This is a genomic window from Paraburkholderia suaedae, from assembly GCF_040812055.1.
Lineage (GTDB): Bacteria > Pseudomonadota > Gammaproteobacteria > Burkholderiales > Burkholderiaceae > Paraburkholderia.
In genome coordinates, this window is sequence record NZ_JBFOAH010000014.1 from 90463 (window position 1) to 107602 (window position 17140).

Here is a 17140-nt window from a genome sequence, read left to right on the forward strand (position 1 = left end):
AATCAAATGGCTGGCCTACGAATCGCCGGTCAGCTCGATGGCGTCGTGAATACGGCGGGTCCGCTCTCATCAAGAGACGTTCGCGATGCAGCCGCAAAGGACCGCTCATGGCCGGCAGTACGCGCTCGGTATCTGGTGAATTAGCGGCCGCACGGTTCCGATCGAACTGCGTCGGCATGCGGCCGATGAGGGCTTTGCCAGATCTCAGTTTGCTCGGCGATTTCCAGCGCATCGTCAACTAAAGCCCCCGTTATAGCCCTTATGCGTGAACGCCTCCGCGACCTGCGCTTTCTTTTATCACGAGCTTGAACTCGTCCACACGAACAGCCGATAATTCGTCGTTCCAGACGTAGAAAATGCTGCGCCGGTTCGATGATGTTCGATGAAATCACTGCATCGTCGCTGATTGGTGGATCGCTGCGGCAACAAGGTCAGCGACTCGCTATTCCCGGTGAACCGCGCCAGCTTCGTGATTCACAGCGCGATACATGCGGCACGTGAGGATGCGCAGTGTGTTCTGCACACCCATACTCGGGCAGGCGTAGCAGTAAGCGCGCAGAAGGCGGGAGTCCTGCCGATCTCGCAGCAATCGACCATCGTGCTGGCATCGCTCGGGTATCACGACTACGAAGGCATTGCGCTTCGCGACGACGAGAAGCCTCGCCTGGCGGCGGACCTCGGCGACGCGAGGTTCCTGATGCTGAGGAATCACGGATTGCTGACCGTGGGACTGACGATCGCCGATGCCTTCCTCGCAATGTACGGCTTCGAGACAACGTGCCAGATCCAGCTTGACGCTCTGTCAGGCGGCAGCGAGTTGACGGTGGTTGACGCTCAGATCATCGAAAGCGTAGAAGAGGCGGCACGCCATCAAACAGGAGGACTGGGCGGTATGTTCGTTTGGCCGGCTCTGCTGCGCAAGCTTGACCGCAGCGACGACAGCTATCGGACATAACGGACGCCCGATCGGCCGCTCTCTTGCACTTCAAGAAATATGGAACCACCGTCAGCGCACGCCTACAGCGCTCAATGGCGATGCACCATCCGCTACTTGCCCGGCGCCTCGGGCGTCTTTGGCACACGCCCCATCAAATAAAAGTCGTCGTTCGGCCGCATCGAAATGACGTTGGCCATGCGGTTGGACAAGCCGAAAAACGCGGTGATTGCCGCGATGTCCCACACGTCTTCGTCGCTGAAGCCGTGCTTGCGGAGCGTCTGAAAATCGGCTTCGCCGACCGAGCCCGATTCGCGGCAGACCTTGAGCGCGAAGTCGAGCATCGCCTTCTGGCGCGGACTCAGATCCGCCTTGCGATGGTTGACGGCGATCTGGTCGGCGAGCAGCGGCGCCTTCTCGTAGATGCGCAGAATCGCGCCGTGCGCGACCACGCAATACAGACACTGATTCACCGCGCTGGTCGCGACCACGATCATCTCGCGCTCGCCTTTGGTCAGGCCGCCTTCCTTCAGCATCAACGCGTCGTGGTACGCAAAGAAAGCGCGGAATTCGTCGGGGCGATGTGCCAGCGTCAGAAACACGTTCGGAACGAAGCCGGCTTTCTCCTGCACGTCGAGGATGCGCGCGCGGATATCGTCCGGCCATGCGCCAGGCTCCGGCACGGGATAGCGGCTGATGGGCTGAGCATTTGCCATGCGATGTCTCCGTTATGTCAGTGTGGGCATGAAGTTGATTGTAGCAACGGGGCCCACGCCCCGTGAGGCGTGCTGACGCCAGCCGCGCGGGGCGTTGTGCTCGACAAACGCCGACATCGACGCCGCTATCGTCTAGACTTTCTGGTCAAGGGGCGTGTGCCGGACAGCGGCGAGCGTCGGAGTCATCGCAGTGATCGAGGGAGCCATCATGTCAGACGTTTTGCGCGGCGCGCGGGCCACCGTCGTCAAAGTGCGGCCCGACCGGGAGATCGCGACGACCCAGCGGCTTCCCTACTTCGTGGGTATTTCCGCGGGCACGGCGGGCAGTACGGGCTTGTCGATGTACATGGTGGTGGTGCCGCCCGGCGGCCACGCCGAGCCGCATTTTCACGCGGACTACGAAACCGCGATTTACCAGCTCGAAGGCAGAATCGAGACCCGCTATGGGCCGGGTCTGCGCGACTCGGTCATCACGGAAGCGGGGGACTTTCTGTTCATTCCTCCGGGCGTGCCCCATCAGCCATTCAATCTCGACGACACCACCGCCGCGCGAGCGATCGTGGCGCGCAACCATGCGGACGAGCAGGAACGTGTGGTGCCGTATGACCCGGCGGTGGATGCCTGAGCTGACGGGAGGCATTGCCGCGGTTCGAATGCGCAGTTGGCTCTCGCAGTTGGCTCTCGCGGTTGGCTCTCGCAGTTGGCTCTCGCAGTTGGCTCTCGCAGTTGGCTCTCGCAGTTGGCTCTCGCAGTTGGCCCTTGCGATTGGCCCTTCAGCACGCCGCAAACCAGCCCCTGCGAACACGATGGCCAGGCGAATCTGAGCGCCACCGTCCGCGTGTGCCCATCGCTTCCACCACCCGGCAAACGTTCCGTCCCGCGCGGCCCTTCTCGCTGCGTGCTTTCCCCACTTATGCTTAAATCCGCTTTCCGAAGCGACGCGCGCACCGTTTCACTCGGCCAGCGGCTCCTGTCGTCCAGGCGCGGAACATGCGGCGTGTTCGCCAAACGCCGGTGCAGGTCCGGCGATTCGATATCCGATTTCATTGACTTCCACTGCATCTCAGGAGCGCGGTCGTGTGGCATTTTCCGGTTGCTATTCCACCCTCGCTGGTCGTATGGGCCGTCTTCATGAGCGTGCTCGTCACCCAGCTCGGCCTGCCGCTTCCGGCGGCGCCGATGCTGATCTTCGGTGGAACGATGGCCGCTATGGGACAGACCTCGTATGTCGACGTCGTAGGCGCTGCGGTCGGCGCGACGCTGATCGCCGACTCGCTGTGGTTTTTCACCGGACGCGCATATGGCCGGCGCCTTTTGAACTATCTGGTGCGCTTCTCGTTGTCGCTGGACACGACCGTTCGCGTTACGCGCAACACGTATGAACGCTACGGCGCGCCCATTCTGACCGTCGCCAAATTTCTGCCGGGCCTAGGCTTGGTCTCCGCGCCTTTGCTCGGCACGACCGCCATCAGCGTCGGCGTCTTTCTGTGGTGGGACCTGGTTGGCGCCACGTTGTGGGCCAGCGTGTGGGTGATCGGCGGCGCCGCCTTGCACCATCAGATCGTGCAACTGCTACTCCTCGTGCGACAAAACGGCGGCACGATATTCGACGCGTTCGCGGCGATCTTCGCAGCCGCGCTGCTCTACCGTTGTGTGCGCCGCTGGCAGTTTCGCCGCTGGCTCGCGCATACGCGCATCACGCCGGACCAGCTCGACGCGATGATGAAATCCGACGATCCGCCGCTGATTTTCGATGCACGTCCGCCCAGCGTGCGCGAGCAAGAGTCGCACCGGATTGCCGGTGCGCGGCGGCTGGATCTCGATTCACCGGACCCGATTCCTCCCGAGTTGCTCGAGCGGCCGATTGTCGTCTATTGCGTGTGTCCCAACGAAGCGACCGCCAAGCGCATCGTCAGCCAGCTGCATCGCAAGAATATTCACCATATCCGCGCGCTCAAGGGCGGGCTGGACGCCTGGGAGAAACGGGGCTATCCGGTCGAGCCGTTGCCGCCCGACTTCCATACCGCAATGGCGCATTTGACCGAGGATAAAGGCGGTGAAGGCGAATACACGGTGCGCGCGAGACTGGCCAAGTCGTCGCGTTGATCCGCGCGACGATGCGTGCACCAGGCGGCGACACGCTTGCGGCGCGCGTGACGGCTTCCGGCGATGCGGTCATTGGCCATTCCATGCGCACGGCCTTCCGTGCGGGCCAGTACGCATTTTGAACGCATTTTCAATATTCCAGGCAACCCATCCATCATCGCGTCGCCGGATTATTTCAGTAAAGCATTCCTAAACATAAAAATACGATGCTCATTTAAAGAGCGCGCTGATTCACCCGACACAATCGGGAAAGTCCCGATCAATCTTTTCCGAAAGGGATTGACTGCCTTATTGGCTGGTATATGCTGACTATCAGGCGGTCGTCGCGCGCGTCGCTCAACGCTTTGCAATGCAGCGAATTTAGCTCGCGCAGTTCAAGACGATCATCCCGGTGGCCTGTTTCCTGATCCTGTTGCGGATTTCGAGCAGGCCGCGCAATGCTTCAACGTCGCCAGTCGAGTGTAATCGTGAGAGTCCGAGGCCCTTTGGTGAGATGGAACCGCAGTGACGCGCATGGTTTGCGCGCTGACAGCGCCATCCCCAACGGCAGCAGCGGCAGCCTTGCGTTCCGCCGCTTCCTGTCTGTCTTCCCGATCCTGTCGCGCCGTTCGGTTCGACGTCGTAACGCCACTTCCGCACGCGCGTTCATTGCGGTGCGTACAGACGAAGTCGCTTCGCTGCTGCCGTAGCGCCTTCCACTTTTTCTCCGTTCGATTCGTCCGCGTGGCCAAGCATCCGCATTGGCGTTGGCATCAGCGCGCGCTTCGCAGCCGCACGTTCGCGTCTGCGGTGCTGTGCCGCCTGTGAACGTTCGCCCTTGGTGTGCCTGCGCCTTTGCGCCTTTGCGCTGGTGTGGTTGTGCCGTTGTGCGGCGCGGCTGCGTAGGCGGCGAATCAAGATCGAATGGCTCATTCCGTTAGCAGTCGCGGCCGCCTTGCGTTGACGACGCACGCCAGCACGATCCCGAGATCCTGCGTTTTGCGCGGCAATCGGATTGTGTCGCGCCATGATTAACTGTTTTTATATCGTGCCTTCCGACGCACGCCAACATATTTCGTTATGCGAACGAAACGCTTGATCGGCATCACCGTCGACGGTCGGCTGTTCACCGGCAGTTATTCGAAGGTTGAGCCTCGTCGCTATGCGGGCACACTGCACGACGCCGCGCGCGACGCCACATGGGCCGGCTGTGGCGCAGCATCAGCCGCGACGCATGCCCAAGCGTTACCCACGCTAAAACAGAGAGAACAATCATGCAAGACATCGACGAATTTCTGAAAAAGCACCACGTCACCGAAATCGAAGCCATCATTCCCGATATGGCCGGGATCTCGCGCGGCAAGATCATTCCGCGCAGCAAGTTCGAGTCCGGCGAGTCCATGCGCCTGCCGCAGGCGGTGATGATTCAGACCGTCACTGGGGACTATCCGGCCGACGGTTCTCTGACCGGCGTCACCGACCCGGATATGGTGTGCGTGCCCGACGCCAGCACGATCCGGATGATTCCGTGGGCGGTCGATCCCACCGCCCAGGTGATTCACGATTGCGTCCATTTCGACGGCACGCCGGTGGCCATCTCGCCGCGCCGCGTGTTGCGCCGCGTGCTCGAACTGTACGAGGCGAAGGGCCTCACGCCGGTGATCGCGCCGGAGCTGGAGTTCTACCTGGTCGACATGAACCGCGACCCCGACCTGCCGCTGCAACCGCCGATCGGCCGCACGGGTCGTGCGGAAACAGGGCGCCAGGCGTATTCGATAGAAGCCGTCAACGAATTCGATCCGCTCTTCGAAGACATCTACGAGTACTGCGAGGTTCAGGAACTGGAAGTCGACACGCTGATTCACGAAGTGGGCGCCGCGCAGATGGAAATCAACTTCATGCACGGCGATCCGTTAAAGCTCGCCGACAGCGTGTTCCTGTTCAAACGCACGGTGCGTGAAGCGGCGCTGCGCCACAAAATGTACGCAACCTTCATGGCCAAGCCGATGGAGGGCGAACCGGGCTCGGCCATGCATCTGCATCAAAGCCTCGTCGACGCAGAAACCGGCCGCAACCTGTTCACCAGCGCCGACGGCAAGCCGACTTCACTGTTCACGAGCTACATCGCCGGCTTGCAGAAGTACACGCCGGCACTCATGCCGATCTTCGCGCCGTACATCAACTCGTATCGCCGCCTGTCGCGTTTCATGGCCGCGCCGATCAACGTCGCGTGGGGATACGACAACCGCACGGTGGGCTTTCGCATTCCGCATTCGGCGCCGGCTGCGCGCCGCATCGAAAACCGCATTCCGGGCGTGGACTGCAATCCGTATCTGGCGATCGCCGCGACGCTGGCCGCGGGCTACCTTGGCATCGTGCAGCAACTCGATGCGACCGAGCCGCTGCTCAGTGACGGCTACGCATTGCCGTACCAGTTACCGCGCAATCTGGAAGAAGGCATGACGCTGATGGCCTCGTGCGAGCCGCTCGCCGAAGTTCTCGGGGACAAGTTCGTCACAGCCTACCTTGCTCTGAAAGAAACCGAATACGAGGCGTTTTTCCGAGTCATCAGTTCATGGGAACGCCGGCATTTGCTGCTGCACGTGTGAGGCGGGGTCGAAGAAAAGGCCCGGTTTCAAGACGTGATTCACCCATGCAAAAGCAAACGGGAGGCAGTATGAACTACGGAACAGAACAAACCGCATCCATTCCATCGGTGCGGCATGGCGAATCTGCGCAATCCGCCCTGAACGCGAGGCCCGCGCGCAGCACCGCCGAATACCGCTCGCTCGACGCCGCGCATCACATTCATCCGTTCTCGGATATGAACTCGCTCAATCGCGGCGGCAGCCGCGTGATCGTCAAAGCACAAGGTGTGTATCTGTGGGACTCGGAGGGCAACAAGATCATCGACGGCATGGCAGGGCTGTGGTGCGTGAACGTCGGCTATGGCCGCAAGGAACTCGCCGACGCCGCGTACCGGCAAATGCAGGAACTGCCCTACTACAACACGTTCTTCAAGACCACGCATCCGCCCGTCATCGAACTGTCGGCGTTGCTCGCGCAACTGACGCCCGAACCGTTCAATCACTTCTTCTACTGCAACAGCGGTTCGGAAGGCAACGACACAGTGCTGCGCATCGTTCACCAGTACTGGGCGTCCCAGCGCAAGCACGCGAAGAAGGTCGTGATCTCGCGGGTGAATGGCTATCATGGTTCGACCATCGCGGGCGGCACACTCGGCGGCATGCGTTACATGCACGAGCAGATGCCGTCGAAGGTCGAGAATATCGTCCATATCGACCAGCCCTACTACTTCGGCGAAGCGCAAGCCGGTCAAACGCCGGAAGAATTCGCGCTCGCTCGCGCGCAGCAACTGGAAGCGAAAATTCTCGAAATCGGCGCGGACAACGTGGCGGCGTTCATTGGCGAACCGTTTCAGGGTGCGGGCGGCGTGATCTTCCCGGCCGCCACCTATTGGCCGGAGATTCAACGCATCTGCCGCAAGTACGACATTCTGCTGGTCGCCGATGAGGTGATCGGCGGCTTCGGCCGCACCGGCGAATGGTTCGCGCATCAGCACTTCGGCTTCGAGCCGGATCTGCTGACACTGGCGAAGGGCCTGACGAGCGGCTATGTGCCGATGGGCGCGGTCGCACTGCATGAGCGTGTCGCGCGAGCGATCATCGGCAGTGGCGACTTCAATCACGGACTCACCTATTCCGGCCACCCGGTGGCAGCGGCCGTCGCGCTCGCCAATCTGACGCTTCTGCGCGACGAGAAGATCGTCGAGCGCGTGAAGAACGACACCGGCCCGTACTTCCAGAAAAAACTGCGCGACACCTTCGCCCATCACGCAATCGTCGGCGACATTTGCGGTGCGGGTCTGGTGGCCGGCCTGCAACTGGCGGAAAACCCCAACGCGCGCAAACGTTTCGCCAACGGCGGCGAAGTCGGCACGATCTGTCGCGACTTCTGCTTCAACGGCAACCTGATCATGCGCGCCACCGGCGACAGGATGCTGTTGTCGCCGCCGCTCGTGATCAGCCGGCCGGAGATCGATGAGATCGTGTCCAAAACCAAAGCCGCCATCGACGCAACCGCGCAGCACTTCGGTATTGCGTGAGCCGTGCTGACGCGTCGTCTGAAGTTATCCGGCATCTTTGCCCATCGCGGCGGCGCCTCGCGCGGCGCCGCGATGCCACCCGCGGCCGCGAACTCGAAGACCGGCCGCTTTACTATTTGCGATCGTCCACACCATACTGTCATCTTGTTCGTATCCCGCTTTCGAGGAGCCGTAGATGACCGTTCAACTCACTCGCGAATTCGCGTCCCGATTCGCCAACCTCGCGCTCGCTCACCTCACACGCGAGTATCCGAATAAACTGACCCATTCGCTCGCCGGGCCGCAGGACGTGCAAGGCCCCCGCGCGCTGCATCCCATTTTCTACGGCAGCTACGACTGGCATTCGTGCGTGCACGGCTACTGGCTGATCCTGCATTTGCTGGAGCGCTTTCCCGACCTTCCCGAAGCCGCGCGCATCGTCGCAGTGGTCGACGAGCATTTCACCGACGCCAACGTGGCGGGCGAACGTGCGTATCTCGAGCTGCCGCATAACCGGGGGTTCGAGCGGCCGTATGGCTGGGCCTGGCTGCTGGCACTCAGCGCACAACTGGCCTCGCTTACGCGCCCGGAAGCGGCGCGCTGGTCAAAAGCTTTTGCACCGCTCACCGGGATCTTCGTCGAACGCTTCGAAGAATTCTTGCCGAAGGCGACCTACCCGCTGCGCGTGGGGACGCATTTCAACATGGCCTTTGCGCTCGCTCTCGCGCTGGATTTCGCGCGGCAGACTTCGCGCGACTCGCTCGAAGCGCTGCTGGTGAATACCGCCGAGCGCTGGTTTCTGAACGACGTCGCCTGTCAGGCGTGGGAGCCCGCCGGCGACGAATTCCTGTCCCCTTCGCTGATGGAGGCCGAATTGATGCGGCGCGTGCTGCCGCCGGCGCAGTTCGTCGACTGGTTCGGACGCTTTCTGCCGGAGGTCGGCGCGAAGAAGCCGGCGACGCTATTCGAGCCGGCCACCGTGACGGACCGCAGCGACGGCAAAATCGCGCACCTGGACGGGCTGAACCTGAGCCGCGCGTGGTGCCAGCGTTCGCTCGCGCGCGCGCTGCCAGCCGGCGATATCCGCCGCACGGTGTTGTTCGAGGCGGCCGAGCATCATCTGCAAAGCGCGCTGCCCCATGTAGCCGGTGATTACATGGGCGAGCACTGGCTGGGCACGTTCGCGACGCTTGCGCTGGAGGCTTGAATAAAGCGAAGTGAAAGGCTGAACGGTTACGGCGCCGCGAGCGCGCAACGGTTGCCAGGGCAGAACCGTTTCACGCTGCCAGCGCCGCCCATTCATTCGCAGCCGATCGCGCGCCGCAACCGCACATCAGCCGGTTCGCGAACCGGCTGATGCGTCATTGCGCGATGATCTTCTTCGGCTTCGGCGGCGCTTGCATCTTGCTGTACTGGAATGCCGGCGTCGCCTTCAGTGCCGCCTTGGTGGCGCCGGCCAGATAGAAATTACCGCCGCGAATGTCGAGCGCGGCGATCGGCACCGCCACATCGTGCGATGCGACGCCGAGAAAGCCACCAGCGGCCACGATTGCCGCGGACAGCGAACCGTCGGGTGCGACCACGAGATCGACCACCGTGCCGATCTTCTCGTTCTGGTCGTTGTACACGGCCTTGTTCAGAATGCTCTTCTTCACGCTCCAGCCGCTCAGCAGCGCGTTCGACTGCTCGACTGTGACGCTCAGCGGCTGAGTGCCGGCGACTTGCGCCTGAGCGCCGATGCTGAGCGATGCCATTACTGCTACTGCGACTGGAACAACCAGCTTACCCAATGTCATATGTTTTACTCCGTTCGTGGTGGGCCTGGGAGGCACATGCTGCGCCAAGGGGAATCGTTGCGGAACCCATCATACCGACTGTACGGCACGGTTGCAGTCAAGGGGTGGTACTTCTATCGTCGCCACCGCTCGCTGGCACACAGCGGTAGAATCGCGCGAGCAATGATAGCCGTCTAAAACTGGAAGCAAAGCGTGCGAACCGAAGGTGCAAGTTTGACTGAGCTCGAACAGGGTTTCATTTTGACCCGACATTGGCGGGACACACCCGCCGGCACCGAAATCGAGTTCTGGCTGGCAACCGACCGCGGGCCCCGCCACATCCGGCTACGCCCTCAACCTTCGGTGGCATTCATTCCCGCCGAACAGCGCGAGCGCGCCGCGGCCATCCTGCGTCGCGACGCGCCGCTCGATCTGCGTCCGCTCGAACTGCGCGACTTCCAGCATCGGCCGGTGATGGGGCTTTACTGTCCGCAATACCGGCAACTGACAGGCTTCGAAAAACGCCTCAAGCAAGGCGGAGTCGACGTCTACGAGGCCGATATCTTCCCGCCCGAGCGCTACATGATGGAGCGCTTCATCACCGCGCCGGTGTACTTCGGCGGCGAGCCGCAAAGCAGCGGGCCGCTGTTGAATAGCGAGTTGAAGCCGGCCACCGGCTATCGTCCGCCGTTGAAGCTCGTCTCGCTCGACCTCGAAACCAGCGCGCACGCCGAGCTTTATTCGATTGCACTGGAAGGCTGCGGACAGCGCCAGGTCTATATGCTCGGCCCGCCAAACGGCGATGCAAGCGCACTCGACTTCGACCTCGAATACTGCGAAACCCGCGCCCAGTTGCTCGAAAAGCTCAATGTGTGGATGGAGCGGCACGACCCCGATGCGATTATCGGCTGGAATCTGGTGCAGTTCGATCTGCGCGTGCTGCAGCAGCATGCCGAGCAGTATCGCGTGCCGCTGCGCCTGGGCCGCGGCGGTGCGGCGATGGAGTGGCGCGAGCACGGTCTCACGCGCAATCACTTTTTTGCGGGCGCCGCCGGGCGCTTGATCATCGACGGGATCGAGGCGCTGCGCTCGGCGACATGGAGCTTCCCGTCGTTCAGTCTCGAATACGTGGCGCGCTCGGTGCTCGGTGAAGGCAAGTCGATCGACAACCCGTATCAGCGCATGGATGAAATCCAGCGCCGCTTCGACGAGGACAAGCCCGCGCTCGCGCAGTACAACCTGAAGGACTGCGAACTGGTTACGCGCATCTTCGCGAAGACGGAGCTGCTACCCTTTCTGCTGGAGCGCGCCACCGTCACCGGATTGCCCGCCGATCGCAGTGGCGGATCGGTCGCCGCGTTCACGCATCTGTATATGCCGCGCATGCATCGGCAAGGCTTCGTCGCGCCCAATCTCGGCGATGTACCCGGCGCCGCCAGCCCCGGCGGCTTCGTGATGGATTCGCGCCCCGGTCTGTACGATTCGGTGCTCGTGCTCGATTACAAGAGCCTGTATCCGTCGATCATCCGCACGTTTCTGATCGACCCCGTCGGTCTGGTCGAAGGCGTGCGCAACCCCGCCGACGACGCGTCGGTGCCGGGCTTTCTCGGTGCCCGCTTTTCACGCACGCGTCACTGTTTGCCGTCCATCGTCGCGCAGGTATGGCAAGGCCGCGAGGCAGCCAAACGCGAGCACGACAAGCCGCTTTCACAAGCGCTGAAGATCATCATGAACGCGTTTTACGGCGTGCTGGGTTCCACCGGTTGCCGCTTCTTCGACCCGCGGCTGGCGTCGTCGATCACGATGCGTGGCCACGAAATCATGCACACCACGCGCGAGCTGATCGAGGCGCAAGGTTACGAGGTCATCTACGGCGACACCGACTCCACCTTCGTGTGGCTGAAACACGCGCATTGCGAGCAAGAAGCCGCGTGCATCGGCCGCGCACTGGTCGAGCGAATCAACGCATGGTGGCGGCAGAATCTGCACACGCGCTTTGGGCTCGACAGCGCGCTCGAATTGCAATTTGAGCGGCACTACCGGCGCTTTTTCATGCCGACGATTCGCGGCGCCGAGGAAGGCAGCAAGAAACGCTATGCGGGACTCACCGTATTGCCGGACGGCGGCGAGGAGATCGTCTACAAAGGGCTCGAAACGGTGCGCACGGACTGGACGCCGCTCGCGCAGCAGTTCCAGCAGGAACTATACGGGCGCATTTTCAGGCAGCAGCCGTATCAGGATTACGTGCGTGGTTATGTGCGCGACACGCTCGAAGGCAAGCTCGACGATCAGCTCGTGTATCGCAAGCGCCTGCGCCGGCCACTCGGCGCCTACGAGCGCAACGTGCCGCCTCACGTACGCGCGGCGCGCGTCGCCGATGAGTTCAACCGGGCGCAGGGACGCCCGCTGCAATATCAGAACGGCGGCTGGATCAGCTACGTCATGACGGTCGCCGGTCCCGAGCCGCTGGAGACACTGCGCTCGGCGATCGACTACGAACACTATCTGACGCGACAATTGCAGCCCGTCGCCGATGCCATTTTGCCGCTGCTGCGCGATGATTTCACGACGCTGATGTCGGGGCAAAGGCAGTTGTTCTGACGCGCTGCCAGCCTGGGGGATCACGCCAATCGAGTCAGCAGCGCTCGTGGTGAGCGAGCGCCCGGGCCGGCTTCTTTAGCGGCTAGCAGGCGAGCTTCGGATCATATCGAGGTGCGGAACACGGCCACGGCGTCATTCAACTCCCGGCTCTGCGCTTCGAGCGAAACGGCGGCAGCCGATGCTTGTTCGACCAGCGCCGAATTGCTCTGCGTCATTTCCTCCATCTGGGTGACGCTCATGTTGAGGAGCTCGATGCCTGCCGTCTGTTCGCTGGAGGCGAGACTGATCTCCGTCATGATGGCGTTCACGCGCCGCACCGCCTGCACCACTTCGTCCATCGTGGCGCCGGCGCGGGCGACGAGCATGCTGCCGTCTTTGACCTTGACGGTCGAGTCGCCGATCAACTCGTTGATTTCTCTGGCCGCTGCCGCCGAGCGCTGCGCGAGGTTGCGCACCTCGGCGGCGACCACCGCGAAGCCGCGCCCCTGCTCGCCCGCGCGGGCCGCTTCGACAGCCGCGTTCAACGCCAGAATGTTGGTTTGAAACGCGATGCCTTCTATCACGCCTACGATGCCGACGATCCGGTTCGAGCTTCCCGAGATTGCATCCATTGTCGCAACGACCTGGTTCACCTCCTGACCGCCGCGCGACGCGATGTCCGACGCGCCCGTGGCAAGCTCCACGGCGCTGCGCGCATTGTCGGCGTTCTGACGGACTGTGGCTGTCAACTGTTCCATGCTGGCTGCCGCCTGCTGCAGCGACGCTGCATGTTGTTCGGTACGCGCCGACAGGTCCACGCTGCCGCCAGCGATCGCGCGCGCGTCGTGCACGATCGCTTGCGTGCTCGAGCGCACTTTCTGAACCGTCTGCACCAGGCTGTTTTGCATGTTCTTCAGCGCGTCGAGCAGATAGCCCATTTCGTTGTGGCGCTGCACGGCGATCATGCCGGTCAGGTCGCCATCGGCAATACGGCCGAAGTGGTCGACGGCCATGTTGATCGGCTGCACGATCGCCCGCGCCAGGGTTCGCTGCGCCAGCACGCCGATCAGGAGCGCAAGCGCACCGGTTACGCCGAGCGCCCACAGCATGACGCGAAACCGCGCCTCCGCCCGCTCGAAGCGCCTTTTCTCGCGTACCACCTGATAGTCCTCGAGCGCCGTCAGCGCGGCCTGATAGTCGGCGAACAGCGCGGCCGGCGCCTCGCGCTGCGTCGCGAGGAAATCGACGAGGTTGTCGTCGTCGAGCTGTTTCAGCGCGAGCTGGAACACCTGCTTGAGCAGTTGCTGGCGCCTGGCGTTTAGTGCGTCGAACAACGGCTGTTCCGTGCTGTCCGGCAAGTGCAGTGCACGGTAAGCGTCCAGTTCGCGGTTGCTCTCATCGAGCAAGACATGCAATTGCGCGATGGCAGCTTTGGCCGGTTTGCCGGCGCTGATGATCTGCTCCGTTTCGCCGAGACCGCCGCGCAGTTGCAAAAGACGTTCGGAACTGGTCTTCAGGTGCAGCAGCGACGCCGTATCGTCCTGATACATGTCGCGCAATGCAGTGCTGCTGTCGTACAGGCCGCCGATGCCGGCCACGATGACGAGCGTCAGCAGCAGCGTGTAACCCGCAATCGTCGCGGCCAACCCACCGCGGATGGTGATGTTTCTGCGCATAGGCATGAGACCCGGGCAGGCAGCGGCGACGTGCCACCTGCTGCGGGTCCGTTCCTCCGGATAGCAATGATCGAGCGGTGAAAGGAGTAATTGATCGGAAACCGACTCACAGCTTTACGGCGGGAACGCCGCCGGAGATTTGCGGCAATGCGACATTGAAATAGCGAATTGCGACAGGCGAAGGCCGTGCTCGCTTGCCGGGTTCAGCTCGGTAAGCCGGGGATGACGTCCGCAGCGGTGCTCGCGATTGGCATAGAGGACTCGGCGCTCCATTCGAACTGGCTTTATCTGGAGATCTTTTTCGAGCTCGATGCCTTTCGTGCGGAGGCCTATCAATCCGATCGCCAGCATCACGATCAGCATCGCGCACGCGATGAACACGAACACGCCGGTCTTGCCGAACTGCTTCAACACGGCCGCGCCGAAAACGGTGGCTTCTTCAGCGTAGCCTTAAAAAGCGTTGACAGACCCACTCCGACACTATATTGTGAGCTTTGAAATATTCAAGAAGCCTGATTGCTGATCATCATTTTCCGCCTCTTCTGCGCGGTACTCGCTATCCTCTCCTCTTCCTTGAAGTTTTTGTCGCTCCGCAACGGAGCCATTATTTTTATTTCAAGGAATTTTCATGGATACCGGTACTGTCAAGTGGTTCAACGATAGCAAAGGCTTTGGCTTCATTACTCCTGATGCTGGCGGCGACGATCTCTTCGCTCATTTCTCGGAAGTTCGCGGCGACGGTTTCAGGACGCTCGCAGAAAACCAGAAGGTGAGCTACGAAACAAAGCGCGGCCCGAAGGGTATGCAGGCCGCGAATATCTCGCCACAGTAATTCATTTCAAGGGCCGGTCTACCGGCCCTTTTCTTGTCTGCCTGACCAGGCTCTATTTACATTTGCTGAAATGTTTCTACATCTTGTCTTTGCGCGAGCGGGACAGGATGACTCGGCTCGGCATTTCGAAGACCTGGTCCCTCCCGCCTCTCTGAATTCCCAGCGCTGCGCCCAAGCAAAACGATTTTAAGCGACACCGAATGCTCGGTGCCGCTGGTCAACTATTCGGGAAAGAAAATGAAAAATATTGAGTATGCCGCTGCCTCATTGGCGAACCGGGGTTGCACATGACCCATTTCCCGCTTTTCGGCAAACGACTGACCTGGGCGACGGCCTTCCTGCTTATAGCGCTGACGGCAGGGTGCGATGGCGGCTCTTCGGGCACCGCTCTCGCTCCGGCAACGGGCGCGACTCAGGACGCGACCCGGCCTGCCGTAAGCTCTGCAGTGCCGTTGCCCGGCGCCACAGGCGTGGGGACGACGACACAGATCACCGCGACCTTCGGCAAAGACATGAACCCGGCAACGATCTCCTCGTCGAGCTTTACTGTAACCGGTTCGGGAGGCGCGCCGATTGCGGGCACGGTGAGTTACATCGTAGGCGCGAAAGCCGCAGTGTTCGCTCCCGCGAATCCGCTGCCTGTAGACACCGCCCTTACGGCAACGATATCCACCGCTGCGCAGGACCTGTCGGGTAACTCATTGGCGAGCAACTTTGTGTGGACGTTCACCACGGGGGCCACCCCGAACGTGACCCCTCCGACGGTATTGCTCAGCGTTCCCGCAGCGGGCGCGACAAATACCGCCCTGAACACCCACATTGCGGCTACGTTCAGCGAGGACATGGATCCTTCAACGATAACGGCGACCAGCTTCACGTTGACTGGATCAGGCGGCACACCGGTAGTGGGCACAGTGTCTTACGCAGTGGGCGCAAAAAGTGCGGTCTTCACCCCGACTGCGCCGGCGATCCTCACTGCGGGAACCGTCTACAACGCTACCGTTACGACGGCGGCCAAGGATCTTTCCGGCAATGCCCTCGCGAACAGCTTTGCATGGTCTTTCACCACGGGAAGCAGCACCAGCAAGACGCCGCCATCGATCGTGTCGACCAACCCGGCTAACTCCGCAACTGGCGTTTGCACGAATAAGTCGGTCAATGTCACTTTCAGCGAGGCAATGGACCCGTCGACCCTTAATACGGCGACTTTCACCGTCGCGGCCTCCGCCGCACCGGGCACGCCGCTGGCGGGTACCATTGCCTATAGCATCCCGGGTAACGTCGCGACCTTCACTGCATCCAGCACACTGACAGCCAATGCGAGCTATGTCGCTACGGTCACGACCGGCGCAAAGGACCTCGCAGGTAATGCCCTGGCCGCCGCTTTCGTGACCAATTTCACAACGAATTCCTCCCTGTGCACGACAGCGCCCGCTCTCGGAGGCGCCCAGCCTTTCGGCTCGTTCGGCGGTAATGCCACGGTCACGAATGCCGGACTGAATACGGTCATTCACGGCGATCTGGGTGTGAACGCCGCTTCAACGAAGATAACGGGACTGCACGACTCCGGCGGCAACGTCTTCACGGTGACGCCTGACAATAACGGTCTGGTGACCGGCCTCGTGTACACACTGACCGCACCCCCGGGTTCGGTCGCAGGAGCTGCCGTCTCGCAGGCAAGCCTGGATGCGACGAAAGCGTTCAACGCGCTCTCACCGGCCACATTGCCGGGTGGCATCAATGTGGCCGATCCGGCGCAATGTGCAAGCTGCGGCGGGGCTGGCGGCGGCGCAGACGAGCTGGCAGGCCGTACACTTCCGCCAGGCGTGTATCGTTCAGCCTCGGGCACCTTCGACATTGGCGGAGCGGGACGCACCACAGCCAATCTGACGCTGGATGCCGGCGGTGATGCCAACGCTGTGTGGGTCTTTCAGACAGCGGCAGGCACGGGCACCTTGAATGTCGGGGTGACCGGACCGGCTACACCAGCGGTGCCGATCCAGGTATTGCTGGCGAACGGCGCGCAGTCAAAGAACGTGTTCTGGTATGTCCCGGCGGGTGCTGTTATCGGCACGGGGTCCACGATGACCGGAACGATGTTGTCCAACGCATCGATCACCCTTTCGACGGTCGGAGGAATTCCGCCGACCGCGGTCGTCACGACGCTCAACGGTCGCGCGATTGCGTTGACTGCCGCGGTGACAATGGTCAACACGGTGATTAACGTTCCTGCACCATAGGCATGGCATGCCGGCGCCGCGCTTAAGAGGCTGCGCGGTAATCCGGCGGGCGTACCGATCTGGTCTGGAGGCGCGATTCTCCACGTTGTAACCCTGCGTTATTACGCTGCGCCTCCCTCCTAACTTGTGAGAGTTAGATCCATGAACAAAATAGTCCTCGCACTCGTCGTCGCCGCTGCTTCGCCCGGCACGGTGGT

Annotated in this window: 14 protein-coding genes and 2 pseudogenes; 12 read left to right on the forward strand and 4 right to left on the reverse strand. The window is 61.9% G+C overall.

Annotated features, from left to right (window positions below; all coding sequences use genetic code 11):
- The first annotated feature begins 107 nt into the window (after nucleotides 1-107).
- Nucleotides 108-242, forward strand: coding sequence for a hypothetical protein (locus ABQJ48_RS19755; protein WP_367839690.1), 135 nt, complete (start codon nucleotides 108-110; stop codon nucleotides 240-242).
- A 130-nt stretch (nucleotides 243-372) separates the two neighbouring features.
- Nucleotides 373-955, forward strand: a pseudogene (locus ABQJ48_RS19760) (class II aldolase/adducin family protein); the annotation flags it as partial.
- A gap of 92 nt (nucleotides 956-1047) precedes the next feature.
- On the opposite strand, the gene ABQJ48_RS19765 reads toward ABQJ48_RS19760, so the two are convergent.
- A complete protein-coding gene (locus ABQJ48_RS19765; RefSeq protein ID WP_367839691.1) occupies nucleotides 1048-1650 on the reverse strand; it encodes a peroxidase-related enzyme in 603 nt (200 codons plus the stop codon).
- A 208-nt stretch (nucleotides 1651-1858) separates the two neighbouring features.
- On the opposite strand from ABQJ48_RS19765, the gene ABQJ48_RS19770 reads away from it, so the two are divergent.
- The 7 genes and pseudogenes from ABQJ48_RS19770 to ABQJ48_RS19800 all read left to right on the forward strand — a co-directional run bounded on the left by ABQJ48_RS19770 (nucleotide 1859) and on the right by ABQJ48_RS19800 (nucleotide 9047).
- Nucleotides 1859-2275 carry a cupin domain-containing protein gene (locus ABQJ48_RS19770; RefSeq protein WP_367839692.1) on the forward strand — a complete coding sequence of 139 codons (417 nt, stop codon included), beginning with the start codon at nucleotides 1859-1861 and terminating at the stop codon, nucleotides 2273-2275.
- 452 nt (nucleotides 2276-2727) lie between these two features.
- Nucleotides 2728-3756: a VTT domain-containing protein gene (locus ABQJ48_RS19775; protein ID WP_367839693.1), complete on the forward strand. Its 1029-nt coding sequence runs from the start codon at nucleotides 2728-2730 to the stop codon at nucleotides 3754-3756.
- Nucleotides 3757-4223: 467 nt separating this feature from the next.
- A complete protein-coding gene (locus ABQJ48_RS19780) occupies nucleotides 4224-4445 on the forward strand; it encodes a hypothetical protein (RefSeq protein ID WP_367839694.1) in 222 nt (73 codons plus the stop codon).
- A gap of 397 nt (nucleotides 4446-4842) precedes the next feature.
- Nucleotides 4843-4935, forward strand: a pseudogene (locus tag ABQJ48_RS19785) (gamma-glutamyl-gamma-aminobutyrate hydrolase family protein); the annotation flags it as partial.
- Nucleotides 4936-5009: 74 nt separating this feature from the next.
- Complete coding sequence (locus ABQJ48_RS19790; RefSeq protein WP_367839695.1) at nucleotides 5010-6344, forward strand: glutamine synthetase family protein; 1335 nt, start codon at nucleotides 5010-5012, stop codon at nucleotides 6342-6344.
- Nucleotides 6345-6412: 68 nt separating this feature from the next.
- The gene (locus ABQJ48_RS19795; RefSeq protein ID WP_367839696.1) at nucleotides 6413-7861 is read left to right on the forward strand and encodes an aspartate aminotransferase family protein; all 1449 of its coding nucleotides are present in this window, start codon (nucleotides 6413-6415) and stop codon (nucleotides 7859-7861) included.
- Nucleotides 7862-8036: 175 nt separating this feature from the next.
- Complete coding sequence (locus ABQJ48_RS19800; RefSeq protein ID WP_367839697.1) at nucleotides 8037-9047, forward strand: DUF2891 domain-containing protein; 1011 nt, start codon at nucleotides 8037-8039, stop codon at nucleotides 9045-9047.
- A gap of 154 nt (nucleotides 9048-9201) precedes the next feature.
- Here the strand turns inward: ABQJ48_RS19800 and ABQJ48_RS19805 are convergent, their stop codons facing one another.
- On the reverse strand, nucleotides 9202-9636 hold the full coding sequence (locus tag ABQJ48_RS19805) for a PRC-barrel domain-containing protein (RefSeq protein WP_367839698.1): 435 nt from the start codon (nucleotides 9634-9636) through the stop codon (nucleotides 9202-9204).
- A 213-nt stretch (nucleotides 9637-9849) separates the two neighbouring features.
- On the opposite strand from ABQJ48_RS19805, the gene ABQJ48_RS19810 reads away from it, so the two are divergent.
- Entirely contained in the window at nucleotides 9850-12216 is a 2367-nt protein-coding gene (locus tag ABQJ48_RS19810) for a DNA polymerase II (RefSeq protein WP_367839699.1), read from the forward strand.
- Between the two features lie 101 nt (nucleotides 12217-12317).
- Here the strand turns inward: ABQJ48_RS19810 and ABQJ48_RS19815 are convergent, their stop codons facing one another.
- Together ABQJ48_RS19815 and ABQJ48_RS19820 are read right to left on the reverse strand one after the other, a co-directional pair.
- Nucleotides 12318-13871, reverse strand: coding sequence for a methyl-accepting chemotaxis protein (locus ABQJ48_RS19815; protein WP_367839700.1), 1554 nt, complete (start codon nucleotides 13869-13871; stop codon nucleotides 12318-12320).
- Between the two features lie 114 nt (nucleotides 13872-13985).
- Nucleotides 13986-14285 (reverse strand): hypothetical protein, encoded by a 300-nt coding sequence (locus ABQJ48_RS19820; protein ID WP_367839701.1) that lies wholly within the window; start codon nucleotides 14283-14285, stop codon nucleotides 13986-13988.
- A 214-nt stretch (nucleotides 14286-14499) separates the two neighbouring features.
- Between ABQJ48_RS19820 and ABQJ48_RS19825 the strand changes: the two genes are divergently transcribed.
- Both ABQJ48_RS19825 and ABQJ48_RS19830 read left to right on the forward strand, forming a co-directional pair.
- A complete protein-coding gene (locus ABQJ48_RS19825; protein ID WP_367839702.1) occupies nucleotides 14500-14703 on the forward strand; it encodes a cold-shock protein in 204 nt (67 codons plus the stop codon).
- Between the two features lie 287 nt (nucleotides 14704-14990).
- On the forward strand, nucleotides 14991-16943 hold the full coding sequence (locus ABQJ48_RS19830) for an Ig-like domain-containing protein (protein WP_367839703.1): 1953 nt from the start codon (nucleotides 14991-14993) through the stop codon (nucleotides 16941-16943).
- The last annotated feature ends 197 nt before the right edge of the window (nucleotides 16944-17140 follow it).